The following is a 26,818-nucleotide window of genomic DNA, read 5'->3' on the forward strand; positions in this document are numbered from 1 at the left end:
GGCAACAAGCGCATAAACTAAATAGCCACGGGGTTTTACAAAGAAGCGCCGGGTGAGTCTGGTGACAGACACCAGGCGCTTATTGCTCGCGAATGGGCATCCTCTGTTCCACTCGCGTCTTGCCATCTTTAAGAAAATCTCACGACTTATTTAATCGCCTGATCGGCCTCCCGATAGTTGAATTTGGCATCGGAAGATAATGACGTCGGTAGTGTTAGCCTGATTACAGGCACGACCTGGCCGCTTTGCTGATAGAAATCGCGTTGATCGTGCTGAGCATTTTTCAACCCTCCATCAATATAAAAAAAAGCCTGGAGGGGGAGCGCTCCCGATATACCAGGCGACCAGCTGGCCAGCCGGAGCTCATTTTGAATCGTCAGAAATGCATTACCCATCAGGTCTCTGGCCAGTATTGACTGATAAAAATAGTGGCCATTTTCAGACGCACTTTCCTGCGTATCGAAACCACACTGATGCTGCTGTGGATTATGAGCGGTGCTTTTGTAGTGCTGATACCAGTCATGGGCAGTGCGGATGCCCATCGTCCGGCATGAGCGACTCGAATCGGGATAAGAGGCGTGATAGCCGCACCCTTTGTTATCACGGTTCACCGTATCCGCATCCACCGGGAATGAGCACAGTACCTCAATCTGATATTTATCCGACGGAGCCTTATTATGCGGGTAGAAAATCATGCCATTTTTATAGCCATACGCCAGTCGGGTGAACTTTGCATCCTTTCTGAGGTAAGAAAACGACACGCCGCCGCTGACCTGCGACTGCGGGCTGGGGTCCCATGAGTGATAGTGATCCGAAGTGGCGGTTGCGCGTAGCAATACCCCGGAACATAAAAATGCGGGTTTGTTTTCGCTGCCGCAATTTTTTGCGTCGTTATAGTAATTCTCGGTGATCTCGTGAGCCGTTCTGGGTGGTGTCACGACTGATGCAACCTCAGAGGAGAAGGCAAGCGCAGAGGCTGCCAAGAGTAACTTAGCATTGATGGTCATAGGTTTAATTGCCTTTATTGAGATGTTGATGTGTAGCCGCACTGAGCGGTAAAAACGGCGCTGAACACCGACAGACTGAAGGAGTCTGAAGAGTGAATTTCAGGCACAAAAAAGCCCCGGAAGAAGCCGGGGCTGAAAAGCAGGGAGCCAAAAAGCAAAAAGGCCCCGCATTTGCGGAGCCTTTAAGTCGGTGGCGACAATTCAGATACTGAAATCCCACTCTGGGTCGATAATTATCCATTTTTATGCACAATTCAACCTGTTTCGATCAATATTTAACCTTTCAGGCCGTAATTCTGCGAAATTCAGCGGCGGCCAGCCCGGCCTCAACGTCACATTTAGCGATCAGACGCTGATAATGGGGCTTCCAGTTACGCGACCAGGATGACTGGGTTAATCCCGGCACCAGACGTTGAATCGCGCGAAAAACTTGCGCAGACGGCACTGGTCTGAACCCGCGCCCGCCGCAGTACCCGCAGACTTTATCTACCGAGGCCCCCTGCCGTTTCGATACGGCAATATCGCTTACTCTGCCACTGCCGTTACAGCGACAACGAATACTGACCGTCCCTCTGCCGTGACAGTTTGTGCAGCCTTTTCCACCCTGCTGCGATTTGCGACCGGTCGCGTGCGATACGGCATTGCCAGAAGTCAGGTTGACGACGAACTCCGGGATATTCACCCTGTGTCCAAGACAGACTCCGCACGGGCTACGGTCGGCAGCAGAACGTGAGTAATCCTGCCAGGCAAAGATGGCCAAAATCCTCATGCATTGAGCCACTTTACGGCCTGCTGCTTTAGTGAGTAACGGCGAAGCGGTCTTGCTCGCGTAGCACGTCAGTTGATTAATCACCTCTTCACTCGCCTGCTGACTCATGCCCGTCTTACCCAGCCAGACATTGACACCCAAACGCGTTCTGGCCTGACAGATTGCCAGTGCCGCCATCACGTCGGCGGGACTCAGTCTTTCAGTACTGGTCGAGCAGGCGCCGTCAATGATGGCCTGCCCTTTCGGGTTAAAATAATTTAGTGCTTTTTCGATTTTCATTGCCAGCTCCCTACCAAGTATCGACGTACCGGGTACGCTTTCCCCAACCGCACTGAAGAGAATACCTCCAGTTTCGACAGGTTTAATTTATCGATCTCTCTGTATATGCGCCGATCAAAAGTTGAAGCCAGGCAGATAAAATGTATTGTTCTTACGCGGGGTAAGGTGAGGAGAGGCGTGGGAGCAAGCAGAGGGGAATGCGAAACCCCACCCGCGCAGGCTGATGCGCGGGCAGGAGGTCAATCATCAGCTATCGCTGGAAACACGTAACACGTCAGGCGGCAGCGCTACGCTGAGAATAACCGGCTGAAACGAAGCGGAACGCCCCAGCAAACCGGAGATGCCTTTAGCAAGAATAAAACCACCGACGCCGCCCAACAGCGCACCGCTGGCAGCCGCCAAATCGCTGTGAAACAGCATCTGAAACACGCCAGCCAGAGCAAATAATCCGATTAATGGCGTCATATAGACCAAAAAAGCCGAACTGAGCAGGCTGGCTTCAGCAATGCCCAGCTCAATACGTTGACCGGGAATAAGCGGTTCCGAGCTGGCGATTTTCATCACATGCGCATTTTTTGGCCCCAGCTTCTCAAGCATATGGCTGCCGCAGCCCTTACGCGCTGAGCAGCTGTTACAGGAGGTTTTCATCTCGGCGTGCAGCGTAGCAATACCATTCTGCCACGACACCACCGTTGCCCATTCTTTCATCATGGCGCGGTTCCTAAAGTAATACTGTCAGCAATGCGTTTTGCCGTCGCAGGGGGAATTTCACCTACGACGGTAATTTCCGCATTATTACGCACTTCAGTTTGCATAGTACGACGTCCGGTGCGCAACAGCTGGGGCGAACTGGTCTTATCTGCCAGCGTGACGTTAACAGAGAAGGTAAACAGACCGTCGGAGAAGAGACGTGATTCTACCGGGCGGTCAAGTGAAGGGAGCTGACGGCGGCTTTGTGCCACCTCTTTCATCCCTGCCGGCAGCCACCCGGCTTGCCATTTGAAGGTAAAGGTGTTGCCCTTAGGCAGCGATAGCACCGCAGGCAATTTGGCGTTTTCCAGCCCCTGCATCATCTTACTCACACCTTCATCCACGGCAAAGCTCACCACCCGATACTGTTCTAGCGTTTCACCGTCCCGATCGAGCAGATCGGCGCGCAGGGGAAGCCTGGTTTCACTGTCCAGCCAGACAATATAGCCATAGCGAGTGCCGTCACGCGGCACAATACGAATCACCTCACACAGCTGATCGGCAATGCGCATGCGGCCGACCGAGACAAAATCATAGGCCGCAGAAAGCTGGTTGAAATCGGCATAGATCACCGAAGGCAGTGAATCGACGATATGGTCGCCCTGCATGGTGAAAGGCTCCAGACCGGACTCAAAATAGCTGACTTCGTTGCCGCGCTGAATGATTTCCCGGCGTGGGCCATCCATCTGCAACAGCTGGGCAAAGACCTTGTTGTTGATGACGGCGTGGCGATAACGCAGAGACTCAATGCCCAAACGTGAAACGTTAATATAGGCAAGTTCGTAACTGAGAGACTGGCTGGCCTGTTTCATCTGTTGTAACAGCGCCCCGGACTGCACGGGTGCAGCCGGGGCGACAGAAGAGAACATCAGGCTACCAGCCATAAGGCTGACGGCGCACCAAAGCGGCTTCATTGCTACGGCTGCATTCCTAATGACTGATTACCGGGAACCTGTGTAGCAGCCTGCTGCTGGTTGGAACCCTGGCCAAACTGCAACTGTTGCGCGTTCAGGCGACGTTGCAGCTCATAGTCCTGCAACATGGCATTGACGCGCAAGCGCTGATCCTGAACCTGCTGACTAGTATTGTTCAAGCTGGAGTTCATGCTGTCGGTTGGAACACCTAAACTGACCGGCGAAGCCTGTCCCATCATTGGCAGCGTGTTAAACACTGGCGCGTCAGATGAGTGCCCGATAACCGGCTTGTTATATTGCTGTACTCCAACAATCACCGCGAGAGAAACGCAGGCAGCAACGCCGACCTGAGTAATCTGAGCTGCCCACGGACGAACCTTAGCCCAGAACGGCATAGCAGCCACCTGTTCAGGCTGCGGCTGTGCTTCCGGGATCAGTTGGGTGATATTTTTTGCTGGCTCATTTTCGATAGCGGCCGCCACACGAGAAGCGATATCAAAATCGAGCCGAGCCGGGATATCACCACGCAGCGTATCGCGGATCAGATGATAGCTTTCCCAATTTTTTTGCAGTACGACATCACTGGACAACGCTGACATCAGCTCATTGTCAACCGTTTCACCGTCCATCAAAGCGGAAAGTTGTTCTTTCTGCATACCTCAATACCCTTCCTGTGTCCGCTATCGCTAGCGTTGGATAAGTGGTTGAATTTTGTTATCTATAGCCTCACGGGCACGAAAAATACGGGAACGAACCGTACCCACCGGGCAATCCATGATAACGGCTATTTCTTCGTAACTCAGGCCATCGAGTTCACGCAGGGTGATAGCCATACGCAAATCTTCGGGTAATGTCTCAATGGTCCGAAAAACGATCTTTCTCAATTCGTCTGACAACATTAAGTTCTCAGGGTTCGATATTTCTTTTAGCGCCCCTGCACTTTCGAAATTTTCAGCATCGATAGCATCCACATCGCTGGTGGGTGGGCGTCGCCCCTGAGCTACCAGATAATTTTTGGCCGTGTTGACGGCAATCCGATAGAGCCAGGTATAGAAAGCGCTGTCGCCCCGGAATGATTCCAGCGCACGATAGGCTTTTATAAACGACTCTTGTACTACATCTGGTACGTCTCCTGACGGGACATAGCGGGACACCAGACTCGCCACTTTATGCTGATAGCGAACTACCAGTAAGTTAAATGACTTCTGGTCCCCTTTTTGTACCCGTTCAACGAGAACCTGATCCGTTAACTGCTCGCTCATCTGAGGTAAGGTCTCCCCCAATCTTGTTCCACGCGTAAACGAAATCCTGGTGTTGACTCAATCTTTTCGAGCAAGCGTGCGTTATGAGTCGTTGTCATGCGGAAAGTTCCATTACGCCATCATTAAGTGTTGTCATCATCAGAGATAGAGAAACCTGCTGGTTTTTTTGCATTCTCGCCGATTTCTATTCAGGTTGCTGACGAAAGGTATTCGTGTATCAGCCTGATGACGCCCGCAGAGTAACGCAACACGCTTCTTATTTCACCTTATAATCACGCAGCCCGAGCAGCGTTCGCGATAGTAAACGCAATAGCGGGCCGATCCTCGTTCTGGTGCCGCTGCCGAACTGATTCAATTTGCCCTGAAATCTTTTTAGATAGACCTCACGGTACATGAAAATTTTTTTCTGCTTGATTAGCGTGCTATGCTCAGCAAATCACCTGTTTAGTAAATTAAACAAAATGACCAATCCTTCTGATTATCTTTGTGATGTGCTGATCGTTGGTAGCGGTGCCGCAGGGCTTTCGCTGGCGCTGCGTCTGGCGGAAAAACACCAGATTACCGTCCTGAGTAAGGGCCCGGTCAGCGAAGGTTCAACCTTGTATGCCCAGGGAGGCATTGCCGCCGTATTCGCAGATAACGACACTATTGAGTCACATATCGAAGATACTCTGATCGCCGGAGATGGGTTATGCGAACCGGCGACCGCCTCGTTTATCGCCAGCAATGCGCGTCAATGTGTGCAATGGCTGATTAGACAGGGAGTCCTTTTTGACAAGGACAGCACTGACGGCAGTCAGACTGGTTATCATCTTACGCGTGAAGGCGGCCACAGCCAGCGCCGCATTCTGCACAGCGCCGATGCCACCGGTAAAGCCGTGGAAACCACGCTGGTAAACCAGGCGCGAAACCATACCAATATTACCCTTATTGAAGAGAGTAGCGCCATCGACCTGATGGTATCCGACAAAATGGGTCTGCCGGGCGCACGCCGTGTGGTAGGTGCCTGGGTATGGAACCGCCATAGTGAAACGATGACAACCTGCCGGGCTCGCGCAGTCGTACTGGCAACCGGAGGGGCGGCAAACGTTTATCAGTACTCGACTAACCCCGATGTCGCCTCCGGTGACGGTATCGCGATGGCATGGCGTGCAGGCTGTCGGGTGGCTAACCTTGAATTTAACCAGTTCCATCCGACCTGCCTGTTCCATCCCCAGGCGCGCAATTTTCTGCTTAGCGAAGCGCTACGCGGTGAAGGCGCAGTGCTAAAACGCCCTGACGGCAGTCGTTTTATGCCGGATTTCGATCGGCGCGAGGAACTGGCCCCGCGTGATGTTGTGGCGCGCGCTATCGATCATGAAATGAAGCGTCTGGACGCAGAGTGTATGTATCTGGATATCAGCCACCGCCCGGCAGAATCGATCCGCGCCCACTTCCCGACCATATACCAGAAACTCCTGACGCTGGGTCTCGACCTCACCCGCCAGCCGATCCCGATTGTGCCTGCTGCACACTACACCTGCGGCGGCGTGATGGTCGATCGGCAAGGTCGGACGGATATTAACGGACTCTATGCCATCGGAGAAGTGAGCTATACCGGCCTGCACGGCGCTAACCGTTTGGCGTCGAACTCTCTGCTGGAGTGTCTGGTCTATGGCTGGTCAGCAGCTGAAGACATTCAGCGCCATCTGCCTGAACTGGCACCGATCGCCAGCCTTCCCGCCTGGGATGCACGCTGGCTCGATGATTCTGACGAACAGGTGGTGATTCAGCATAACCTGCATGAGCTGCGCTTATTAATGTGGGACTACGTTGGCATCGTTCGTAGCAGCAAACGGCTGGAGCGCGCCTTGCGGCGCATCACCACGCTACAGGCGGAAATCGATCGCTACTATGTGAATTTCCGCCTCTCCAGCGATCTGCTGGAGCTACGCAACCTGGTGCAGGTGGCTGAGCTGATGGTGCGCTGCGCCCTGCAACGCAAAGAGAGCCGGGGCCTGCACTATACGCTCGACTACCCGCAGACAGCGGATGACACACGCCCCACTATCCTGCTACCTGATTCAGCGGAAAAGATAGAAATCGCGCGTCAGGCTACAGTGCGCGTCTGAATACTGCTGGTCTGGCCCACGAATGGTCATACGATCCAGCAGCTGTTCGCCCGGTTTGGGGGACAGCGCCAGCAGAACACGATTAGGCGGCCGCATGTCGTTGTCGGCGATATCGGTGCGAAAACGCAGATGCCAGCCGCGCTGCAATGCCTGTTCCACCAGCTTATTACCCGCCGGTTCGGGCAGGATCACACAGAAAAAACCGTCTTCGTCGATCAGATTTTTGGCACAGCCTAACAGCATCTCATGTGTCAGGCCGCTGGTATAGCGTGCCGCACTCCTTTGTGGCGAAGCGCATTGCGACCCCGGGGAGAAATAAGGGGGATTACTGACGATCAGTGAATAGCGGCGCTCGCAACGCTGGGCCCATTCAACAATATCAGCCTGTTGTACATGTACCCTGCCCGGCCAGGGAGATGCCGCTACATTTTCCTGCGCCTGAATAGCGGCCTCTTCATCAAGCTCTACGGCCTCAATCTGTACCTGCTCGGGAGTCCTCTGCGCCAGCATCAGCGCAATCAGTCCGCTTCCACTGCCAATATCCAGCACACGCTTAGCGTTAGCAACCGGAGCCCAGGCACCAAGCAGCACGCCGTCCGTGCCCACTTTCATCGCACACCGATCGTGAGCGATAAAAAATTGTTTGAAGGTAAATCCATTAGGACGAAGAATAGCTTTATGTGGTGACATTTAACTGACCTGAAAGGGAAACGGCGCTAGCATAGGACAATCGCTAACGAAGGAAAAGTTATTAACCCAACACAAACAGATGAAGATCGCGCTCAATCTGTCTATAATCAGCGCCCCAAACTGAGGTAGACCATGACTGTAACCACTTTTTCCGAACTTGAACTCGACGAGAGCCTACTGCAATCATTGCAGGAGAAAGGCTTCACGCGCCCCACGGCTATTCAGGCCGAGGCCATCCCGCCAGCACTGGAGGGTCGTGACGTTCTGGGTTCGGCACCAACCGGTACAGGCAAGACTGCGGCCTACCTGCTGCCCGCACTGCAACATTTGCTCGACTTCCCGCGTAAGAAGTCCGGCCCGCCGCGCATTCTGATCCTGACGCCAACCCGTGAACTGGCCATGCAGGTCGCAGACCAGGCGCGTGAGTTGGCGAAGCACACGCACCTGGATATTGCCACAATCACCGGTGGCGTGGCCTTTATGAACCATGCTGAAGTGTTTAGCGAAAATCAGGACGTAGTGGTCGCCACGACCGGACGTCTGCTGCAATACATCAAAGAAGAGAACTTTGACTGTCGCGCCGTTGAAACGCTGATCCTCGATGAAGCCGACCGAATGCTGGATATGGGCTTTGCCCAGGATATCGAAACCATTGCGGCAGAAACCCGCTGGCGTAAACAGACGCTGCTGTTCTCCGCCACGCTGGAAGGCGAAGCCATCAAGGATTTTGCCGAGCGTATTCTCAACGAGCCCGTTGAAATTGAAGCCGATCCGGCACGGCGCGAACGTAAAAAAATCCAGCAGTGGTACTACCGTGCGGATGATATCAAGCATAAAACCGCCCTACTCCTGCATCTGCTGAAACAGCCGGAAGTGACGCGTGCGGTGGTGTTTGTGCGTAAGCGTGAGCGTGTGCATGAAGTCTGTGGCTGGCTGCGTGAAGCAGGAATTAGCAACAGCTACCTCGAAGGGGAGCTGGTACAGGCCAAACGCAACGAAGCGATTAAGCGCGTGGTTGACGGCCGGGTGAACGTGCTGGTTGCCACCGATATCGCTGCGCGCGGCATCGACATTGACGATGTCAGCCACGTTTTCAACTTCGACATGCCGGTCACTTCCGATACCTATCTGCACCGCATCGGCCGCACCGGGCGTGCTGGTAAAAAAGGCATCGCTATCTCGCTGGTTGAAGCGCATGACAATCTGCTGTTGGGTAAAATCTGCCGTTACGTTAAAGAACCGATTAAAGCGCGCGTCATTGACGAACTGCGCCCGACCACGCGTGCCCCCAGCGAAAAGCTGAAAGGTAAGCCGTCGAAGAAAGTGCTGGCTAAACGCGTAGAAAAGAAAAATAAACAGAAAGCGGAAGAGAAGCCCCGCGTGAAGGAACGCCACCGCAATATCAAAAATATTGGTAAGCGCCGTAAGCCGTCCACCAGCGACACGGACGCCGCTGAGTAACCCAGCGCTGAATCATCCGCCGTCATCAACGGCCCCCTGACAACGCGTCACGGGGCCGTTTTTTTATTCGTCCTAAACGGCTATAACGAGACTTATCGACGAAAAAGGCGCGGCATGATGAATACCGAGCCTGTTACTTATCATCAGGTGGAGAAAATCCGCTTTAGACTTTTTATCTCAATGTGTTAGATCAAGAAGAAGGATGATGCGTTATTCAGCATCCACGCAATGATTGTTACCGTTTTCGCCTTACAGGCTATCTGTAAAGGTACGGGTAATCACATCACGCTGCTGTTCCGGCGTCAGTGAGTTAAAACGTACCGCATAACCCGAAACGCGGATGGTTAACTGCGGATACTTTTCAGGATTTTTCACCGCCTCTTCTAATGTTTCCCGACTCAGAACGTTGACATTAAGATGCTGCCCGCCTTCCACGCGAACCTGTGGTTTCACGTCTAAGGGAATTTCGCGATACTCAATTTGCCCCAAATCACTGACCGCTACCACCTGATCCTCACTGTACCCGGCTTTAGCACAGACGCAGCGCGCCTGTGCGGTCTCGCTGTCCAGCAGCCAGAATGAATTCTGCAACTGACGATTGGCAGATCGGGTAATTTGAATTCCGGTAATCATATTTTGCCTCCCAGGCAATAACGGCACGGCTCCGAAGGCCAGCGCCGGGTTGATAAATAAATCCCCGATCTGTATACCAGCCGCTGGCAGTTGTCTCATTGATACAAATCAAGCTGCACGCGGCGGTACAAAGGTGCTAAACAGCAACGTTCTGTTTTATATCCTTTTTAAGAGATTGGACGGCGGGTAAACATTCGCAAATTTTCGATTTTTTTTAGTTACTACCCGCCCGCAAAGCGCGATAAGCTACGTCTTTGACAAATAAGGAGAGGGTAATGGTCAATACCATGACCTGGCACGATGTGCTGGCAGAGGAAAAAGAAAAACCTTACTTCAAGAACACATTAGCGATGGTTGCCGCTGAACGAGCGGCCGGTAAGACCGTTTACCCACCACAAAAGGATGTGTTCAACGCCTTCCGCCTGACGGAGTTAGGGGCAGTGAAAGTGGTCATTTTGGGACAAGACCCTTATCACGGAGCTAATCAGGCGCACGGGCTGGCGTTTTCCGTCCTCCCTGGTGTCCCGGTTCCGCCATCACTGGTGAATATGTACAAAGAGCTGATCACCGATATTCCAGGCTTTGAACGGCCAAACCACGGCTTTTTGGAGAGCTGGGCACGCCAGGGGGTGATGCTGCTTAACACGGTACTGACCGTGGAAGCCGGTCAGGCGCATTCACATGCTAAATTTGGCTGGGAGACCTTTACCGATAATGTGATCGCCGCCATCAACCAGCATCGTGAAGGGGTGGTGTTCCTGTTATGGGGATCTCATGCGCAGAAGAAAGGCAGTATTATCGACCGCAAGCGCCACCATGTTCTCCAGGCACCCCATCCTTCACCACTTTCCGCTCATCGTGGTTTTTTCGGCAGCGCTCACTTCTCCAGGACCAATCAGTGGCTCACTGAACACGGTGAGAACCCGATTGACTGGATGCCGCAATTAGCGGCGCAATAGTGTTGTGGTATTCCGGCAGATTGGTGATGACATCGTTTCGCGCCACAGGATCAGACTGAAAACGGGCGATAGCGGTTTTCAGGGCATAAAAATAGCCGCGTGATGCGGCTATCAGGTATGGGACGTCAGGATAGTTAATCCGCAGTCGTCAGGCTGACAGGATTAGCCTTTGCTTTTAGCAACCGCCACCATAGCAGGGCGCAACAGACGACCATTTAGCGTATAGCCGCGCTGCATCACCATCATAACGTGGTTTGGCTCCACCTCTTCGGACTCCATCATCGACATCGCCTGATGGACTTCCGGGTTGAATGGCACGTTGGTGTCACCCACCACTTCCACGCCAAACTTGCGCACGGCACCTAGCAGCGACTTCATCGTCAGGTCGATACCTTCAATCATCGCAGCCAGCTCAGGATTAGTCTTATCCGCCACTTCCAGCGCACGCTCCAGGCTGTCAATCACCGGCAGCAATTCGTTAGAGAATTTTTCAAGGGCGAATTTGTGCGCTTTTTCCACATCCAGCTCGGCACGGCGGCGGATGTTTTCAATTTCTGCCTGGGCGCGCAGCTGCGCGTCGCGCACGCCGCCGAGTGATTCAGCAAGCTGTGCCTCAAGCTGAGCAATGCGCTCATCACGCGGATCCACCGCGTCTGCTGCTGCATCCGCGCCCTGGTTTTGTGTTTGTTCCGTCTCAATTTCGTCTGAGACTTGCTCGTTAGGTGTGTTCTGTTCTTTACTACTCATGAATTTCTCCGCGTTAGTACATATTCATCTCGCTGGTTCGCTTATTATGGGGATCAGAATCGCGGTTTCAAGGGAACCAGTCACATTGTCGGGGGAGTTTACCTCGTAAGGAATGCCAGTAACATGAATAAGCCCTTCAGCTGTATCGGGATCGTCGGTCATCCCCGCCATCCGACCGCGCTCACCACGCATGAAATGCTCTATCGTTGGCTAACGGCGAAAGGCTATCAGGTGATTATCGAGCAGCAGATTGCGCGTGAATTAAAACTGGAAGGGGTGCAGACCGGTACGCTGGCAGAAATCGGCCGCACTGCCGATCTGGCCGTGGTGGTCGGCGGCGATGGCAATATGTTGGGTGCCGCGCGCGTGCTGGCGCGCTACGATATAAAAGTTATCGGTATCAATCGTGGCAACCTCGGGTTTCTCACCGATCTGGACCCGGATAACGCGCAGCAACAGCTGGCCGACGTGCTGGAAGGCGAATATTTCGTTGAAAGCCGCTTTTTGCTGGAAGCTCAGGTATGCCGCCAGTCCGGCACGCCCCGCATCGGTACCGCGATAAATGAAGTGGTGCTACATCCGGGTAAGGTGGCGCATATGATTGAATTCGAAGTGTATATCGATGAGAACTTCGCCTTTTCACAGCGTTCTGACGGCCTGATTATCTCGACGCCTACCGGATCAACGGCCTACTCACTCTCTGCCGGAGGACCGATCCTCACCCCATCGCTGGACGCCATTGCGCTGGTCCCGATGTTTCCGCATACCTTGTCAGCTCGCCCACTGGTGATCAACAGCAGTAGTACCATTCGCCTGCGCTTTTCCCATATGCGCAGCGACCTTGAAATCAGCTGCGACAGTCAGATAGCCCTGCCTATCCAGCAGAGTGAGGATGTACTTATTCGCCGCAGTGATTACCACCTCAACCTGATTCACCCAAAAAATTACAACTATTTCAACACCTTGAGTTCAAAGCTCGGCTGGTCGAAAAAATTATTCTAAAAATGCACATGGCTTATTTACTGTTTATAAAACCAGTATATACTGTATGAAAAACCATATCTGTGTTTTCATACAGGAAGGCAACTATGCTGGCACAACTGACCATCAGTAACTTCGCCATCGTGCGCGAGCTGGAGATCGACTTTCAGCGCGGTATGACGGCCATCACCGGGGAAACCGGTGCGGGTAAATCCATTGCCATCGACGCACTGGGTCTTTGTCTGGGTGGCCGTGCCGAAGCAGATATGGTGCGCCACGGCGCCACGCGTGCTGATATCTGTGCGCGTTTCTCGTTGAAAGATACCCCTGCGGCCCAGCGCTGGTTGAACGACAATCAGCTGGATGACGGCAATGAATGCCTGCTGCGGCGGGTCATTGGCAGCGATGGCCGTTCACGCGGATTTATCAACGGTACCGCCGTGCCGCTTTCCCAGCTGCGCGATCTGGGCCAGTCTTTGATCCAAATCCACGGCCAGCATGCTCATCAGCTGCTGCTCAAATCTGAACATCAGAAAATGCTGCTTGATGCCTATGCCGCAGAGCCTGAACTGCTGCAAAGCATGGGACGGCACTATTCCCAGTGGCATCAGAGCTGCCGCGCTCTTGCCCAGCATCAGCAGCAGTCGCAGGAGCGCGAGGCCAGACGCGAGCTGTTGCACTATCAGCTGAAAGAGCTGAATGAATTTGCCCCAGTCAGTGGCGAATATGAACAGATTGATGAGGAATACAAGCGTCTGGCCAACAGCGGACAGCTGCTTTCCACCAGCCAGCAAACGCTGCTGATGCTGGCAGATGGCGAAGACAACAATCTGCAAAATCAGCTGTATAGCGCACGTCAGCTGATGTGCGAGCTGGTTGAGATGGATGAAAAGCTGAGTGGCGTACTCTCCATGATGGAAGAAGCGGCTATCCAGATTGGCGAAGCGAGTGATGAACTGCGCCACTACTGCGATCGCCTCGATCTTGACCCCAACCGCCTGCACGAGCTGGAGCAACGCCTTTCACGGCAGATCGGACTGGCGCGTAAACATCATATCAGCCCGGAAGAGCTACCGGGCTTTCATCAGCAGCTGCTTGCCGAACAGCAGTTGCTGGACCAGCAGGAAAGCGATCAGGATGAATTAAGCCACGCCCTCAGTGTGCACTATGCCGCCGCCGTGAGCTGTGCAGAGCAGCTGCATCAGCGCCGCGTTCACTTCGCTGATGAACTGAGCGGGTTAATCACTGACAGTATGCATATGCTGTCGATGCCACACGGCCGCTTTACCATCGATATTCAATTCAATCCGGACCACCTGACCGCTGAAGGCGCCGACCGCATTGATTTTCGCGTCAGCACTAACCCGGGACAGGCCGTGCAGCCTTTGGCGAAAGTCGCTTCGGGTGGCGAGTTGTCGCGTATCGCACTGGCGATTCAGGTGATCACCGCGCGCAAAATGGACACGCCAGCGTTGATTTTCGACGAAGTGGATGTCGGGATCAGCGGGCCAACGGCTGCCGTGGTCGGCAAAATGCTGCGCCAGCTGGGTGAGTCGACGCAGGTTATGTGCGTGACCCATCTGCCGCAGGTCGCAGGCTGCGGTCACCAGCACTTCTATGTCAGTAAAGAAACCGATGGTGAAATGACCGAAACCCATATGCAGCCACTGGATAAACGTGCGCGTCTACAGGAACTGGCGCGCCTGCTGGGCGGAAGCGAGGTGACACGTAACACGCTGGCGAACGCCAGGGAGCTTTTAGCGGCCTGACAATTGCACTTTTTTAACGGTTTGTGGTCATATGGTTGCTTCACAGAGGTTTTAAACTGCGGAAAGGTTTATTATCATCGGTAGCTTACGCTGATATTGTTGCTGCCTACTGACAGACCCGGAAAACCTGATGCTATGATGTCAGGGAATTCAGGGGATACGAATATAGCCACAAAGGAATAAACATTGATTATGCGCTGTAAAACGCTGACTGCTGCTGCGGTGGTTCTTCTGATGATGACCGCTGGATGTTCCACTCTGGAGCGAGTGGTTTACCGCCCGGATATCAACCAGGGTAATTACCTGGTTGCCAACGATGTGGCAAAAATACATACCGGAATGACGCAGCAGCAGGTTGCTTACACCCTGGGTACTCCGATGATGCACGACCCGTTTGGTAAAAATGTTTGGTACTACGTCTTCCGTCAGGAACCAGGCCATGAGGCGGTCAAGCAGCAGACGCTGACACTGACTTTTGACACCAACGGCACGCTGACCAACATTGATAACAAGCCAGCTTTAAGCAAAAACCCCGACTAACTCTCCTGCTGACGGCAAGGTCTGAACGGTGTTCAGACCACCCGAAACTGCCCTGACGCTTCACAAAGCTCTGGCATCTGGAGCAAGTGCGGAGAAGTTAAGTCGGTTGCTATCAGTGGGCGGATTCAGGTGAGGCGCGTTATGCGCCTTATTTTTTTGCCGCACGCTCGGCGCGCTGGCGACGCAGATCTTTGGGATCGGCTATCAACGGGCGATATATTTCAACACGATCGCCGCTGTTAACCTCATCATGCAGCTTCACCGGTCGGCTAAAGATGCCCACCTTGTTTTCCTGCAGATCGATCTCCGGGCGCAGCTGAAGCAATCCCGAAGCGCTGATAGCCTGCTCAACGGAGCTGCCTTGCGGGACTTTAACATTGTAGAGATACTGCTTTTCAGGAAGTGCATAGACCACTTCAACAGCGATATCAGGCACTGTAGACCTCTCTGGCACGCTGGGTAAATGCCTGCACCATGCTGCTGGCCAGCTCTTTAAATACCCGCCCAAACGCCAGCTCAACCAACATATTGGTGAACTCAAAATCCAGGTTTAGCTCAACCTTGCAGGCCTCGTCGCTCAACTCGGTAAACCGCCAGCCGCCGCTTAGCTTGCGGAACGGGCCGTCTACCAGCTGCATATCAATGCTCTGGTTGTCAGTCAGCGTGTTGCGCGTGACAAAAGTCTTACTTATCCCTGCCTTAGAGACCTCCACTGCGGCGGTCATCTGCGCGGGACTGGCATCCAGCACCCTGCTTCCGACGCAGCCGGGTAGAAACTGCGGATAACTGTCTACATCATTAACCAGGCGGTACATTTGCTCAGCGCTGAACGGCACCAGTGCAGAACGACTAATCTGGGACATATCGATTCCTGTCATTTCTTATAACCGCTCAATAATACCATCGACAGTTATCAAACAAAAATTCTCTGCTGTGAAGCTTCTGCTAAAATAGCTTTTTTCCCCGCCACTGCGGTGACGGGGGATGCCATTAACCATCGCTTCATGTAAACTAAGTGGCACTATGACAAAGAAAAAAGCACATAAACCCGGTTCCGCTACCATTGCCATGAATAAGCGCGCCCGCCACGAATACTTCATCGAAGAAGAGTTCGAAGCCGGACTTTCGCTACAGGGATGGGAAGTTAAATCTCTCCGTGCCGGCAAGGCCAACATCAGCGACAGTTATATACTGCTACGTGATGGCGAAGCTTTCCTGTTCGGTTCCACCTTCCAGCCGTTGAGCGTTGCATCATCACACATCGTGTGCGATCCGACCCGAAGCCGTAAGCTGCTTTTGAAGCAGCGTGAACTGGATACGCTAATTGGTAAAGCCAATCGTGATGGCTACACCATAGTGGCACTCTCCATGTACTGGAAAAATGCCTGGGCTAAGCTCAAGATAGGCTTAGCAAAAGGTAAGAAAGAACACGACAAACGCGATGACATTAAAGATCGCGAATGGAAATTAGACAAAGCACGTATCATGAAGCACGCCAATCGCTAACACACTGGTGCAAATGCCGCTTTTTATGATATAGTGCACGACAGTACTTGGGGCTGATTCTGGATTCGACAGGATTTGCGAAGCCCTAGGAGCATGCCGAGGGGCGGTTGGCCTCGTTAAAAGCCGCAAAAAAATAGTCGCAAACGACGAAAACTTCGCACCTGCTGCTTTAGCAGCTTAATCAGCTTAATAAACTGAAGGTGTCCTCTCTCCCTAGCCTCCGCTCTTAGGACGGGGATCAAGAGAGGTCAAAACTAAAAGAGATCGCGTGGATGCCTTGCCTGGGGTTGAAGCGTTAAATCTAATCAGGCTAGTTTGTTAGTAGCGTGTCCGTTCGCAGCTAACCGGTGAATGTAATAACTGGACTAAGCATGTAGTGCCGAAGGCGTAGTAATTCTGGACGCGGGTTCAACTCCCGCCAGCTCCACCAAATTCTTCGAAGATGGTTCCAGAGCCATCCATAGAAGTCCTGAAAACCCGCATGGTGTAAGCCTTGCGGGTTTTTTTGTGCCTCCAGTTTATCCCGCATAGTCTGAAATCAACTGATTAAATCCGGACCTTTTAGGCACCTTAGAACGTTTGCCGCTGCTCCGCCCGGCGGCGCCCAATCTGACCTGGTCGATGGGTTTCGTCATGGACGCATTGGCAACCGGTCGCAGGATCAAGCGCCTTAACTACGAGGATGACTTCACGAAGGCATGTCTGACGGTCACCGTTGCCTTTGGGATTTCAGGCGTGCAGGTCACGCGTATTCTGGACAGCATTGCGCTGTTTCGTGGCTATCCTGCGACGATAAGAACTGACCATGGGCCGGAGTTTACCTGCAGAGCACTTAACCAGCGGGCTTATGAGTATGGCGTGGAGCTGCGGCTTATCCAGCCCGGCAAGCCGACACAGAATGGATTTATTGAAAGTTTTATCGGACGCTTTCGCGATGAATGCCTGAATGAGCACGTGTACAGCGACGTCATTCATGCCAGAAAGAACATCAATGACTGGTGTCAGGATTATAACGAATGCCGCCCGCACTCCACGCTGAATTATCAGACGCCTTTTGAATTTGCAGCGGGTTGGAGAAAGGGTCATTCTGATAGTAAAGGATCTGACATTACTCACTGAGCGTTGTATCTAATCCTGGGGGCAGGTCAATGTGATTGAGGCAGCATTAGCACATTCGGATAAAAATGAAGTAAGACGCGCTTATAATCGTTCTACTTATTTAGATAAGAGGTCAGAGTTAATGAATTGGTGGGGTTGTAAAGTTCCCCCTACCAATCCATATTGAAATAAGAAAACTCATACTTAGGAGTATGTTTTGAAAATCCCCCTAAGTATTTCGAAATGCTGTTCACCTAATACTGAAAACTCTTCAATCATTTGCATTAAAGTAGCCCTATCAATAATGAATATGTAAACCCCTTCATCCTTTGATATATTTTTAACTTTTCTGAGAAATCCTTTCTCAGCAGCATTTTCACAGAAAATCAGACCTATCTTTGAAGTACATGCATTAGCTTTTTGAAGAGTACTTTTGATGTGATTTATGTTCAATTTCTTTTCAGGATTTAGTATTTCTATTATTATCGATTCTGAATTAATGTTATAGACCGAAAAATCAAAAAAGAAACCTTTTTTAGCTTCATTTATGAGAGAGAAACTATAGCATTCATCACCCTCACTAATTACTCGAGGATAAAATAAACTAGGATAAAGAATTGAAACTAATATCTTTTTATATGCGCTCGTGTAATTTACAAAATCGCCATTAGTTATGGATGAATTAAGAATATCCAATAGTTCTTTTATAGGGACAATCACGGGATCCTTACCCTGATCTAAATCACTGTGCGCAAGAGGGTTAGGCGGATTACTCTGCAAGCTTTTTTTATATTCTGTTAATGTATCAGGGAATTTAACTAGTTGTTCTTCAATAAAGCTTTTTGTCTGACCATACTTCTCGATAATGCTTTTAGTTGTGACAACTTCTTCCCCTTTAAGAACCTGAACCAATGCCGAACCAGAATTGATGAATTCTTTTTTCATTTCTGGGATAATATGTCTCCTATACAAATCCCTGTGTGAATATATTATTTCATCTCGCGCAAGAATTTTAGGTATAAGAATAACCTCCTCACCTTCATAAATGGGCAAATGGTATTTACCCTTAACCCATTTACTACTATCCTCATCCCAGACCTTAACACCTGAAACTCCTTTAGTTTCCACATTGTAAAATTCACATACATTTTTAGTATACTCTATCAAAAAACCTTTCAAAATATTGCAAATGGAATCGGATATTCGATCATACCCAATTCCTGAAATAGTCAATGCTGTATCTTCAAGGTCAGTTAATATACCTGAATTAGCTGCCTTACTGCCTTTCAGCGATGCCAATATATCTTCAGCTGTTTTTTCACCAAGAGCAGTCCCGGATGATTTTTTTGTTGAGTACCCTAAATGAAATGCATTCGACTCTCTCAAGGATGATAATAAATAACTGGCTTTATTTAAATCACCATGTTTTATAGATGCCATTATATCTGCGAAGTAATCTTGTAAAGCTAGTACTAAGCTTCGCCCCCACTGAGACTTAAGAGCCTTAATCATAGTTGGATCTAAAAAAAGCCTCAAATCGGTATGTAGGGGGATATCAATAAAATCTAGTCCAACTTGTCGGCCATAAATTCCAAAAGCTTCTGAAAATTTCATGAAACACTCCTTTACTATAAAAATAAGAACTTTCTTATTTTTATAGTAAAGGAGTGTTGATCACAAGATCTTATGTATTGCATTGCGATGGCATCCTACATATTTCCTAACTTCAGGGATCCTCCCCTGCGCGCAATGCTACCCCGCTCCGCTACCCCTATCACGCCTATTTATCGTTTATGAAGGCAAGAGGAATCAGCACCCGATGAGTCTGACGGCGTTCGGACAGGTGGTGTCTTAAACGCTGAATGAATACGAGATTGAGTTGCTGATGCGCAAGAGAAAGAACGACATCCAGATCAGCTTGGAGCTAAGTGAAGACGGAGAGGCCGACTGGCTGCCGTGCTGCGGTGCATAAATAATCCAATGAATACCAGCCCCGGCCTTTTTTTTTGAGTCTGACAGAAGAGACCAGGGAGTGTTAAAATGAGGTTTCGGTTTTGCATTTGACCTGCTCAGAAGAGAGTGTACTTATTGAGCTAATATCGACGTAAAGTATGGGCCACCCCACACGCCCATACTTTTTAAATATGTATTTATCCTTCTTTTTTCTACTAAACATGAATATCAAATCTTTAATCAAAACCACTTCCCAGCCAAAAAAGAGCTAATTTAAAATCTAAAAAAACAAAAGTTATAAATTGAATTTCTCTTCCAAAAATGATTATATAACAATAACTTTAACAAAATTCAAAGGTTACTAAATGATATCCAACACAAAACAGGTCAAGAAATCATTAATAGCTATCATTATTGGCATTATCACCATAACAATTAGTGTAGTGGTTACATGGTTAGGAGCATTAAATAGCTTTTTTGATTTGTACAATAACATTACTGATAAATTCTCTCAGCGCCAAGCAGAAGACAATCTGAATGCACTTTATACTGGCTCATCCATAAGATATATAGAATCAGTATTTGGCGTCCCTATACAAGAAAACCATTCCGATGATGGAAAAGTGAATGAATATATTTATTCATTTAAGAAATTCTATCTTCAAGTTATTTATGACGATAAAAATAAAGTAATGTTATACGCAGTAACAAGTAAGGATAAAAATTTTCATCCAAAAATCCCTTATCTTGATGCTACTCTTGGTAATGTCTTTGATAGTTATGGAAAAGATATTGAATATTTCCAGTCCGGGTATTCATCTAAGTTTTATCAGTATGAAGAAGCACACTATTTAGGGAACCCCGGTAATTACAGGCATTTCTATCTTGCTTATAACCCTGCTGGGGTAGAGTACTCTAACTTGAACCCACTCCCAGATATGCACAATGACAATAACTCTCCGCCCAGAAAAAATGATTTAGTTAATTTCAGGTTGCATAACACGCCAAATACATTTGCTGTAGGTGACATCATGGGTTTGCCTAACGGGCCAGAGCTATATTATGGAATTGGAATTAACTATTTTGTAGCACGAGACATACCTGATAAAGACTAGTTTTTCTCGAAGCTTTGATGCAGATCATGAAAGATTACGAGATTGAACTGCCGAAGCGTAAAATAACGAATTGTATCCAGACCGACATGGTATTGAGTGAGAACAGAAAGATTGACCAGATTTCAAGCTTAGATGCATAAGGCATGTGATAAATGCCAAACAGGCCTCGGCCAGATTTTTTACGCCTAAAAGCGAATAGTTTTCACCCTAGGTGAAGAGTACCCACTCAAGCAACTATCACTTAACTTATTGATAATATCAATAAAAAATCGAAAGGGTGAACGCTTTTTCATAAATTCATTTTTAATGAGAACTCTTTCACACTAAAGAGTCACGTTACTATCTTTAATAATTTTAACCGACTACAGAGACTGTCAACCTTTGTAACTTTCTATGCGTAGCCACTAACTATCAACCTGCTGACAAGCCACTGACGAAACGGCATTGGTATAATTTTAGGTATACAGGTCGAAGTTGAATTCACAAAAATTTAAGTACAAAAAATTTCCATAAAAATTCAGATTCCGCCAGCCTTAATAACGGATATACGTCAGAAAACCGCATCAATTCAGCGCTTGCACAGCGCGAGACGTCCATATATGACACACTGAATTTAACCACCAGAACTGCGCTTGTATGCCCAACTCAGTTCAGGTCCCCCAATGAATAAAAGACATTTTGCTGCGGAGCTCAAACAGGAATCTATTCAGTAAGTTGTTGTTCAAAACTCAACTGTCGCTGAAGCAGCCAAAGCTATGGATGTTGCCCTCCCGACAATAACCCGCCAGGTCTGGCAGTTCCGGGATTAACGACAGGGTAAGACACCAAAAACCCCTCCCCTCACCCCGAACAAACTCAAATAAGTGAGTGAAATAAAAAACCACAAGCATCTGAAATATAGAATAAAACAGTCAAAAACACCAACTGATACACATCAATCATAATACCATATCGAAATTATTAGGTTTTTATGTATGATTAACATTTATTTTTCACTTTAGACAAATACCAATGATGCAATTAATCACCCGTTTCACTTCTGGATGGAAAAAAGGTACAGAAGATGATTATAGCTTGTGCTACAGCCTGTACGGTGGCAGCTTTATCACGCATCCAGACGTACTGTTGTTCCTGCAAAACCGTCTGAAGTGTAAACCAACGTACTATGTTAAACGTGACAAAGATGACAATCTATTAGGGGGGTTCTGCACCTGGAACAACAGTTTTGCTGCAACGGGCAGCGAGGCTCAAAAATCGGGCATCGATTTTTATCCCCTTAACCGGGATGAAATCATTTTGCCTTTGCACTCTGATTTAAAAACATCCCTGCCTGTTCGAAGCAAAATACTTTCGTCGTTGAACTGCGATAAAATAAGAAATGCCACTTTACGCTTTAACAGTCAACGCGCTATTTGTTTGGCGAAAGGATGTGGCGAAGATGGCTATTCTGCGTCAACAAAGAGCAGTCGGCGTAGGGAGTTAAAACGTTTCCTCAATGCAGGTGGCCAGTATCTCGACCAGTCTCGATTTTCACCTGAAGAGCTCACGAATATACACTGTGGTCTGTACGAAAAACGCTGGGGACATATGCCGGGGAATAAAAAAGAAATACTCGATATGCTGATGACTTTGCGAGAAATGTTCTTCGGATACGTGTTGCTGTTGGATGGAAAACCCTGTGCATTCCAGCTGATTACTAAGGCAGAGAGTCCCGAATGGATATGTTTTGATTATGTTAATGGTGGATACGACCGGCTGCAAGACTCATTCTGCCCGGGCACTATCGTTACCTGGCTGAATGTTAATTCAGCATACGATTTATGCTCCTCACAGGGTAAGACAATGCGCTACTCATTTGGAAAGCCAACGGCAGACTATAAGGACAGATGGTGCTATCGCTCTCCACTGGGCCGGGTGCTGGCGATATGAGTCTTCATTTATAGTTAGAACAACTGCCTTCAGGCATAATATCTCCTGCGATGATAAAACAAGGATATGTTTATGTTTTTGAAAATTATACTGCCATTATTAATAACTCTTCCCGCTTGTATGATGACGAATGCCTCTGCTGTCACGCCAGACTTTGGTTACAAAGCGCCTGAACCCTCCCCCTCTCCGGCGCCATTAACAGACCCATTCGATCGCAATCAGCACTCCTCTCCCTCACTTCATTGGAAGGTGTCCGAGCCGAAAGCACAAATCAGGATGACTTCTGAATGCAATACTTCTGGTTGCCGTTACCTCCCAAATACCCGTAGGGCATTACCTAAAACGCATCAACTGCGTCAGAATGACCCTTTTTCAGCAGATCACAGCGGGGAGGGTAGTATGGGAATAACATTTGATTTCAGCGATAACAATAATTAGTGCGAACGTAGTATCTTTTCCGATGCAGTCTGAATATCGTCAGTTTTTTTACAATGGCAGGTGATGAAGGGGCTTTAACGAAAAAATGGTTGTCAGAAAAACAGGATGGTCTTCATGCTGTCGGCACAATATTCACATTGTGCCGAAGCAAAAAAACCATCCTGTCAGTCAGCCGCTACCGGGAATATTAAACAGCGGTAAACGTTGAATCTATCGTGCAGCACTGGCAGCAACAGGTGATGGTCGTCCACCCAACTCAGTCTCCCGAAGTCGCCAGTAATTAACCGTTAGCATAGCGCTTCCGCTAAATATCAGCTCGGGCCGTTCGATGGGGAAATAGCGTGAGGTCATCACGCCTGCACCGTCGTTGATAAAGATCTCGATGCTTGAGCTATCAAGTAGGATCTGCAATTTTTCCACCGCCCCGCTCCAGTAACGCCTTTCGTCACCAGGGCTGCTTAATCCCTTACGGCTAAGGGTAATGCCTTCTGGATCGCATTTCAGCCAGAGAGTTTCACCAATGGCTAGCTCAAAGCTACCAGCAACCTGTAGCAGCAGCTCGGCGCTATCTGCGCTGAAGACAGGCAGCGTGTCGGCACGGCCTTCAGCCTGCTGGCCCGCCGTGCGTAACGCCAACAGTTCGCGGGCAGGAACCTGATAAAGTTGTCCTTCGCGCACGCTTAGCTCGCGCGGGCAGCTCATCATGTGCAGCCAGCCGTGCTGTAGGGTCGGTTGCGAAAATTCATCCTGGTCAGGTACGCCCATCCAGCCAACCAGCAGGCGGCGGCCATCGTCGGAAAGGGTCGTTTGGGGGGCATAAAACTCATGTCCATAATCCAGTTCCAGGAAAGGACCGTGTGGATAATCGCCTTTGTTGTAATCCAGTTCGCCCAGCAGATAGCCGCACTGATACTGATTCAGATAGCGACGCTCCTCGGCGTCAACGCCCTGTGGGCAGCTGATTAGCACATCATGTCCGTCAAGATTAAACAGATCGGGGCACTCCCACATGTAGCCAAATGTGCCGGTATCGCGCAGCTGACTACCGGCAATCTCACCCAGCAATGTCCAGGATACCAAATCCGGAGATTTCAGCAGCAGCACCTTGCCCCGTAGCTGGAGGTCCTGCGCAGCCAGCACCATGTACCAACTGTCCTCATGCCGCCAGACCTTAGGATCGCGTATGTGTCCGGTGTAGCCCTGTAGCTGTCCCAGAACCGCCTGTTTATCAAACTCACCCTGCTCATTCTGTCGGGCGATACATTGCCATGCTGTGCGATCGTCATTGTCCAGCATCACGTTACCGGTATAAACCAATACCAGCTGCCCGTGATCATCCACTGCTGAGCCGGAGAAACAGCCATCAATATCGAAGCTTTCGCAGGGTATGAGCGCCACTGGCTCATTCTGCCAGTTGATCAGATCGGCAGAACTCCAGTGTCCCCAAAACTTGGTACTGTGATCGCAGGCCAACGGGTTCCACTGATAAAATAGATGGTAACGACCCTGGAATTGAATGAAGCCGTTCGGATCATTCATCAAGCCGACCACTGGCGAGAGATGCCACTGCGGACGGTGGCGATCGGCAGGATGACGCCGATAACCATTCATTACGGCGTGCAGAGTCTGCTTCAGGAGGTGTTTATCACTCATTGGTCACCCTCTTGGTTGTAGTTAAACAGGAGCGAAATAAAGAACGCAATGCTAAATGCCATTCCCAGGCCTATCAGCTGGTGCACCAGTGAGCTGGCCTGGATAATCGCCAGCCCCGGTAGGCCGGTCAGCCCAACCCCTGTGGCGTAGACTTTATTGTAAACCACCCAGGCACCGCCCACGGCGCCGCCTGCCATCGCGGCGATAAAGGGTTTCACAAAACGTAAATTGACCCCAAATACCGCAGCCTCTACCGACCCAATCATGGCGGAGAAAGCAGCCGGAATGGCAATTTTGCGCACCTTAGAATTACGAGTACGGAACCACACGGCCAGGCAAGCACCGCCCTGGGCGACGTTGGCCATCGACCATATTGGCAGCAGGTAGTTAACGCCGATTGCCGGATTACTTAGCAGCCCGGCCTCAATGGCATGGAAGCTGTTCTGAATACCGGTCATTGCCACCACGGAGTAAAGCCCGCCGAACAACACCCCGGCCATCCATCCGGTATGAGCGATCAGCGTGGTCAGCACGTAGGCAATTCCATCACCGAGCATTCGGCCTGCCGGGCCAATGACCAGCATGGCGACGAAGCCCGAAATAATCAGAGTCAGGAACGGCACAAAGATAATTTCCACCATGTCAGGGACCCCACGGCGCAAACGCTTCTCAATGAAGCTCATAAACCAGACGGTGAGCAGCACCGGGAAAACCGTGCCCTGATAGCCGATCATGGCAATTTGCATGCCGTATAAATCCAGCGTGTGGTAGTTCCCCAGCCCCCCCCAGACGTTAGCCAGCGCCGGATGGGTCAGAATGCCTCCGAGTGTGGCACCTATAAAGGGGTTGCCGCCAAATACCCTTGCGGCGGTAAAACCAATGAGCACCGGCAGGATGATAAAAGCGGATGAGCTGAACATTTCCAGCAGTACATAGATAGGATGATGCGTGTCCAGCCAGGCATAAGTTTTGATCAGACTGAGCAGCCCCATCAGCAGGCCAGAGGCGATAATGGCGGGGATTAAGGGAACGAATACTTTGGAAAGCGTGCTGGCAACGCGATGAAAATAGCCGAGATTTTTTTCAGCATTCTGTGAAGCCTGTTCTTTTTGCGAGGAGTCATCAATCTGGGCCGCGTGAACGAACGCGTCATAAACATCGTTAATCGCGTTACTGCCAAACACCACCTGTACCTGCCCCGCCTTACGAAAGCTGGCTTTTACGCCTTTAACTGCATCTATTGCGTTTAGATCCAGGTTTGACTCATCTTCAAGAATGACCCGAAGTCGGGTCGCACAGTGAATGGCTGAAGAGATATTGTCCTTGCCGCCCATCAGTGGAACCAGCTGCCGGGCTACCTGCCTGTAATCCATAATATTTACCCAAACTTTTATTATTGTAAAATTTTGACGTATATCACAAATAACACTTTCGGCAGGTAATTGTAAACATGTATACGCATTTCACTGTGACCTTTTTTCTGACCAAAGTGGCCAGAATATCTTCAGAAACGGGGCGATAAAATTATCGTCAACCACAGATTAATAATTCCTGAGCGGGTCTGAATCTGGCTCATATCACTGAGAAATATCGGGGTAGATAGTCCAACAGCACCCAGGGTTATCAAGGCCATATGAAGCAATACCCCCTGTTCTCTAGAAAGCTTCTTCATCAGAATTCAGGGGTAAATCGTGGTAAGCCCATATGCTTCTCTTATGCCCAAATATACGGCTGTATCGTCTAGCGTATAGTGGCATTCCAACTAAAGGTCAGGATCATCTGGCGGAGCTGGTCACTCCACAATTCGGCTTTGAGTAAGACAGGATAAGGTTAGTCTAAACGACGAGTCAGTTAACGTTCTGTAGAGAAGGGGAGATTGTCCAAAACTAAAAACCAGCAGAGAACATTTGCCTCTGCTGAGTTGATAGCTTTACTAAGGTGTGGTTAAAATTTCCCTGGTGCTGCTTATTTATGGCAGCCTGACCTAAATAAAGTCAGGTTTTTATTATTTATAAATCAATTTTTGAAGCGAAAATCTTATATCATTATCGGGTTATACAACAACTATACTAAAGTATAGTTTGATACTAAACCTTAGTTTGTTTAGGTTAGTTATTATTTCAAATTGGTATAATTAGATACCAGAGGTATTTCTGTCTGAAAGCAGTACAAATAGCAAGGATCGAAAAATACAAAAAATATCAATAGCATAAACAGGTAATTAAAATTGCACCGATCTGACAACAGAAAAAAC

General features: G+C 49.7%; 24 protein-coding genes, 1 other RNA gene and 3 pseudogenes. 14 read left to right on the top strand and 14 right to left on the bottom strand.

Annotation, left to right across the window (positions count from 1 at the left end; translation table 11 throughout):
- Window positions 1–146 precede the first annotated feature (146 nt).
- From EPIR_RS12830 to rpoE, 6 genes are all read right to left on the bottom strand, one after another.
- Window positions 147–1,007: a hypothetical protein gene (locus EPIR_RS12830; RefSeq protein ID WP_023655855.1), complete on the bottom strand. Its 861-nt coding sequence runs from the start codon at window positions 1,005–1,007 to the stop codon at window positions 147–149.
- Between the two features lie 283 nt (window positions 1,008–1,290).
- Window positions 1,291–2,055: an antitermination protein Q gene (locus EPIR_RS12835; RefSeq protein WP_023655857.1), complete on the bottom strand. Its 765-nt coding sequence runs from the start codon at window positions 2,053–2,055 to the stop codon at window positions 1,291–1,293.
- Between the two features lie 246 nt (window positions 2,056–2,301).
- The gene (gene rseC, locus EPIR_RS12840) at window positions 2,302–2,766 is read right to left on the bottom strand and encodes a SoxR-reducing system protein RseC (RefSeq protein ID WP_023655858.1); all 465 of its coding nucleotides are present in this window, start codon (window positions 2,764–2,766) and stop codon (window positions 2,302–2,304) included.
- Window positions 2,763–3,719: a sigma-E factor regulatory protein RseB gene (gene rseB / locus EPIR_RS12845; RefSeq protein WP_023655859.1), complete on the bottom strand. Its 957-nt coding sequence runs from the start codon at window positions 3,717–3,719 to the stop codon at window positions 2,763–2,765. Before rseB ends, rseC begins: the two co-directional genes overlap by 4 nt.
- Window positions 3,720–3,721: 2 nt before the next feature.
- Window positions 3,722–4,375, bottom strand: coding sequence for an anti-sigma-E factor RseA (gene rseA / locus EPIR_RS12850; RefSeq protein WP_023655860.1), 654 nt, complete (start codon window positions 4,373–4,375; stop codon window positions 3,722–3,724).
- Window positions 4,376–4,405: 30 nt separating this feature from the next.
- The gene (gene rpoE / locus EPIR_RS12855) at window positions 4,406–4,981 is read right to left on the bottom strand and encodes an RNA polymerase sigma factor RpoE (protein WP_023655861.1); all 576 of its coding nucleotides are present in this window, start codon (window positions 4,979–4,981) and stop codon (window positions 4,406–4,408) included.
- 461 nt (window positions 4,982–5,442) lie between these two features.
- Between rpoE and nadB the strand changes: the two genes are divergently transcribed.
- On the top strand, window positions 5,443–7,092 hold the full coding sequence (gene nadB / locus EPIR_RS12860; protein ID WP_048697595.1) for an L-aspartate oxidase: 1,650 nt from the start codon (window positions 5,443–5,445) through the stop codon (window positions 7,090–7,092).
- Here the strand turns inward: nadB and trmN are convergent.
- A complete protein-coding gene (gene trmN, locus EPIR_RS12865; protein WP_023655865.1) occupies window positions 7,045–7,782 on the bottom strand; it encodes a tRNA(1)(Val) (adenine(37)-N(6))-methyltransferase TrmN in 738 nt (245 codons plus the stop codon). The two genes, nadB and trmN, sit on opposite strands and share 48 nt — an antisense overlap.
- A gap of 132 nt (window positions 7,783–7,914) precedes the next feature.
- On the opposite strand from trmN, the gene srmB reads away from it, so the two are divergent.
- Complete coding sequence (gene srmB / locus EPIR_RS12870; RefSeq protein WP_023655866.1) at window positions 7,915–9,243, top strand: ATP-dependent RNA helicase SrmB; 1,329 nt, start codon at window positions 7,915–7,917, stop codon at window positions 9,241–9,243.
- Window positions 9,244–9,492: 249 nt separating this feature from the next.
- Here the strand turns inward: srmB and grcA are convergent, their stop codons facing one another.
- Window positions 9,493–9,876 carry an autonomous glycyl radical cofactor GrcA gene (gene grcA / locus EPIR_RS12875; RefSeq protein WP_023655867.1) on the bottom strand — a complete coding sequence of 128 codons (384 nt, stop codon included), beginning with the start codon at window positions 9,874–9,876 and terminating at the stop codon, window positions 9,493–9,495.
- 275 nt (window positions 9,877–10,151) lie between these two features.
- Between grcA and ung the strand changes: the two genes are divergently transcribed.
- On the top strand, window positions 10,152–10,835 hold the full coding sequence (gene ung / locus EPIR_RS12880) for a uracil-DNA glycosylase (RefSeq protein WP_023655868.1): 684 nt from the start codon (window positions 10,152–10,154) through the stop codon (window positions 10,833–10,835).
- A gap of 162 nt (window positions 10,836–10,997) precedes the next feature.
- Here the strand turns inward: ung and grpE are convergent, their stop codons facing one another.
- Window positions 10,998–11,582, bottom strand: a complete 585-nt coding sequence (grpE, locus tag EPIR_RS12885) for a nucleotide exchange factor GrpE (protein ID WP_023655869.1) — start codon at window positions 11,580–11,582, stop codon at window positions 10,998–11,000.
- Between the two features lie 123 nt (window positions 11,583–11,705).
- Between grpE and nadK the strand changes: the two genes are divergently transcribed.
- The 3 genes from nadK (at window position 11,706) to bamE (ending at window position 14,872) form a co-directional block, all read left to right on the top strand.
- Window positions 11,706–12,584 (top strand): NAD(+) kinase, encoded by an 879-nt coding sequence (gene nadK, locus EPIR_RS12890; protein ID WP_023655870.1) that lies wholly within the window; start codon window positions 11,706–11,708, stop codon window positions 12,582–12,584.
- An 86-nt stretch (window positions 12,585–12,670) separates the two neighbouring features.
- The gene (gene recN, locus EPIR_RS12895; protein ID WP_023655871.1) at window positions 12,671–14,332 is read left to right on the top strand and encodes a DNA repair protein RecN; all 1,662 of its coding nucleotides are present in this window, start codon (window positions 12,671–12,673) and stop codon (window positions 14,330–14,332) included.
- A gap of 192 nt (window positions 14,333–14,524) precedes the next feature.
- On the top strand, window positions 14,525–14,872 hold the full coding sequence (gene bamE / locus EPIR_RS12900; protein ID WP_023655872.1) for an outer membrane protein assembly factor BamE: 348 nt from the start codon (window positions 14,525–14,527) through the stop codon (window positions 14,870–14,872).
- Window positions 14,873–15,020: 148 nt separating this feature from the next.
- Here the strand turns inward: bamE and EPIR_RS12905 are convergent, their stop codons facing one another.
- Together EPIR_RS12905 and EPIR_RS12910 are read right to left on the bottom strand one after the other, a co-directional pair.
- The gene (locus EPIR_RS12905; RefSeq protein ID WP_023655873.1) at window positions 15,021–15,308 is read right to left on the bottom strand and encodes an RnfH family protein; all 288 of its coding nucleotides are present in this window, start codon (window positions 15,306–15,308) and stop codon (window positions 15,021–15,023) included.
- Window positions 15,301–15,735, bottom strand: a complete 435-nt coding sequence (locus EPIR_RS12910) for a type II toxin-antitoxin system RatA family toxin (protein ID WP_023655874.1) — start codon at window positions 15,733–15,735, stop codon at window positions 15,301–15,303. The genes EPIR_RS12905 and EPIR_RS12910 overlap by 8 nt, the downstream gene beginning before the upstream one ends.
- 160 nt (window positions 15,736–15,895) lie before the next feature.
- Between EPIR_RS12910 and smpB the strand changes: the two genes are divergently transcribed.
- The 4 genes and pseudogenes from smpB to EPIR_RS19100 form a co-directional block, all read left to right on the top strand.
- Window positions 15,896–16,378 (top strand): SsrA-binding protein SmpB, encoded by a 483-nt coding sequence (gene smpB / locus EPIR_RS12915; RefSeq protein ID WP_013036172.1) that lies wholly within the window; start codon window positions 15,896–15,898, stop codon window positions 16,376–16,378.
- Between the two features lie 49 nt (window positions 16,379–16,427).
- Window positions 16,428–16,808: a transfer-messenger RNA gene (ssrA, locus tag EPIR_RS18340) on the top strand.
- Between the two features lie 143 nt (window positions 16,809–16,951).
- Window positions 16,952–17,497 (top strand): annotated as a pseudogene (locus tag EPIR_RS12920) (integrase core domain-containing protein); the annotation flags it as partial.
- A gap of 28 nt (window positions 17,498–17,525) precedes the next feature.
- Window positions 17,526–17,663 (top strand): annotated as a pseudogene (locus tag EPIR_RS19100) (integrase); the annotation flags it as partial.
- A gap of 17 nt (window positions 17,664–17,680) precedes the next feature.
- Here EPIR_RS19100 and EPIR_RS12925 read toward each other — a convergent pair.
- The gene (locus EPIR_RS12925) at window positions 17,681–19,090 is read right to left on the bottom strand and encodes a hypothetical protein (protein WP_023655878.1); all 1,410 of its coding nucleotides are present in this window, start codon (window positions 19,088–19,090) and stop codon (window positions 17,681–17,683) included.
- 704 nt (window positions 19,091–19,794) lie between these two features.
- Between EPIR_RS12925 and EPIR_RS12930 the strand changes: the two genes are divergently transcribed.
- The 4 genes and pseudogenes from EPIR_RS12930 to EPIR_RS18755 all read left to right on the top strand — a co-directional run bounded on the left by EPIR_RS12930 (window position 19,795) and on the right by EPIR_RS18755 (window position 22,911).
- On the top strand, window positions 19,795–20,544 hold the full coding sequence (locus EPIR_RS12930; RefSeq protein ID WP_023655879.1) for an ETEC_3214 domain-containing protein: 750 nt from the start codon (window positions 19,795–19,797) through the stop codon (window positions 20,542–20,544).
- Window positions 20,545–21,206: 662 nt separating this feature from the next.
- Window positions 21,207–21,350 (top strand): annotated as a pseudogene (locus EPIR_RS19110) (transposase); the annotation flags it as partial.
- Between the two features lie 205 nt (window positions 21,351–21,555).
- Window positions 21,556–22,473, top strand: a complete 918-nt coding sequence (locus EPIR_RS12935; RefSeq protein ID WP_023655880.1) for a GNAT family protein — start codon at window positions 21,556–21,558, stop codon at window positions 22,471–22,473.
- Between the two features lie 72 nt (window positions 22,474–22,545).
- On the top strand, window positions 22,546–22,911 hold the full coding sequence (locus EPIR_RS18755; RefSeq protein WP_157037531.1) for a hypothetical protein: 366 nt from the start codon (window positions 22,546–22,548) through the stop codon (window positions 22,909–22,911).
- Between the two features lie 210 nt (window positions 22,912–23,121).
- Here the strand turns inward: EPIR_RS18755 and EPIR_RS12940 are convergent, their stop codons facing one another.
- Both EPIR_RS12940 and EPIR_RS12945 read right to left on the bottom strand, forming a co-directional pair.
- Window positions 23,122–24,564 (bottom strand): sucrose-6-phosphate hydrolase, encoded by a 1,443-nt coding sequence (locus EPIR_RS12940; RefSeq protein WP_023655883.1) that lies wholly within the window; start codon window positions 24,562–24,564, stop codon window positions 23,122–23,124.
- Window positions 24,561–25,937: a PTS transporter subunit EIIC gene (locus EPIR_RS12945; protein WP_023655884.1), complete on the bottom strand. Its 1,377-nt coding sequence runs from the start codon at window positions 25,935–25,937 to the stop codon at window positions 24,561–24,563. Before EPIR_RS12945 ends, EPIR_RS12940 begins: the two co-directional genes overlap by 4 nt.
- Window positions 25,938–26,818: the final 881 nt, after the last annotated feature.

The organism is Erwinia piriflorinigrans CFBP 5888 (genome assembly GCF_001050515.1).
In the GTDB taxonomy this organism is placed as follows: domain Bacteria; phylum Pseudomonadota; class Gammaproteobacteria; order Enterobacterales; family Enterobacteriaceae; genus Erwinia; species Erwinia piriflorinigrans.

Bases quoted from the DNA above. Each gene is read 5' to 3' on its own strand.
- EPIR_RS12830 (WP_023655855.1), bottom strand. From the start codon at position 1,007: ATGACCATCAATGCTAAGTTACTCTTGGCAGCCTCTGCGCTTGCCTTC.
- EPIR_RS12835 (WP_023655857.1), bottom strand. From the start codon at position 2,055: ATGAAAATCGAAAAAGCACTAAATTATTTTAACCCGAAAGGGCAGGCC.
- rseC (WP_023655858.1), bottom strand. From the start codon at position 2,766: ATGATGAAAGAATGGGCAACGGTGGTGTCGTGGCAGAATGGTATTGCT.
- rseB (WP_023655859.1), bottom strand. From the start codon at position 3,719: ATGAAGCCGCTTTGGTGCGCCGTCAGCCTTATGGCTGGTAGCCTGATG.
- rseA (WP_023655860.1), bottom strand. From the start codon at position 4,375: ATGCAGAAAGAACAACTTTCCGCTTTGATGGACGGTGAAACGGTTGAC.
- rpoE (WP_023655861.1), bottom strand. From the start codon at position 4,981: ATGAGCGAGCAGTTAACGGATCAGGTTCTCGTTGAACGGGTACAAAAA.
- nadB (WP_048697595.1), top strand. From the start codon at position 5,443: ATGACCAATCCTTCTGATTATCTTTGTGATGTGCTGATCGTTGGTAGC.
- trmN (WP_023655865.1), bottom strand. From the start codon at position 7,782: ATGTCACCACATAAAGCTATTCTTCGTCCTAATGGATTTACCTTCAAA.
- srmB (WP_023655866.1), top strand. From the start codon at position 7,915: ATGACTGTAACCACTTTTTCCGAACTTGAACTCGACGAGAGCCTACTG.
- grcA (WP_023655867.1), bottom strand. From the start codon at position 9,876: ATGATTACCGGAATTCAAATTACCCGATCTGCCAATCGTCAGTTGCAG.
- ung (WP_023655868.1), top strand. From the start codon at position 10,152: ATGGTCAATACCATGACCTGGCACGATGTGCTGGCAGAGGAAAAAGAA.
- grpE (WP_023655869.1), bottom strand. From the start codon at position 11,582: ATGAGTAGTAAAGAACAGAACACACCTAACGAGCAAGTCTCAGACGAA.
- nadK (WP_023655870.1), top strand. From the start codon at position 11,706: ATGAATAAGCCCTTCAGCTGTATCGGGATCGTCGGTCATCCCCGCCAT.
- recN (WP_023655871.1), top strand. From the start codon at position 12,671: ATGCTGGCACAACTGACCATCAGTAACTTCGCCATCGTGCGCGAGCTG.
- bamE (WP_023655872.1), top strand. From the start codon at position 14,525: ATGCGCTGTAAAACGCTGACTGCTGCTGCGGTGGTTCTTCTGATGATG.
- EPIR_RS12910 (WP_023655874.1), bottom strand. From the start codon at position 15,735: ATGTCCCAGATTAGTCGTTCTGCACTGGTGCCGTTCAGCGCTGAGCAA.
- smpB (WP_013036172.1), top strand. From the start codon at position 15,896: ATGACAAAGAAAAAAGCACATAAACCCGGTTCCGCTACCATTGCCATG.
- EPIR_RS12925 (WP_023655878.1), bottom strand. From the start codon at position 19,090: ATGAAATTTTCAGAAGCTTTTGGAATTTATGGCCGACAAGTTGGACTA.
- EPIR_RS12930 (WP_023655879.1), top strand. From the start codon at position 19,795: ATGATATCCAACACAAAACAGGTCAAGAAATCATTAATAGCTATCATT.
- EPIR_RS12935 (WP_023655880.1), top strand. From the start codon at position 21,556: ATGATGCAATTAATCACCCGTTTCACTTCTGGATGGAAAAAAGGTACA.
- EPIR_RS18755 (WP_157037531.1), top strand. From the start codon at position 22,546: ATGTTTTTGAAAATTATACTGCCATTATTAATAACTCTTCCCGCTTGT.
- EPIR_RS12940 (WP_023655883.1), bottom strand. From the start codon at position 24,564: ATGAGTGATAAACACCTCCTGAAGCAGACTCTGCACGCCGTAATGAAT.
- EPIR_RS12945 (WP_023655884.1), bottom strand. From the start codon at position 25,937: ATGGATTACAGGCAGGTAGCCCGGCAGCTGGTTCCACTGATGGGCGGC.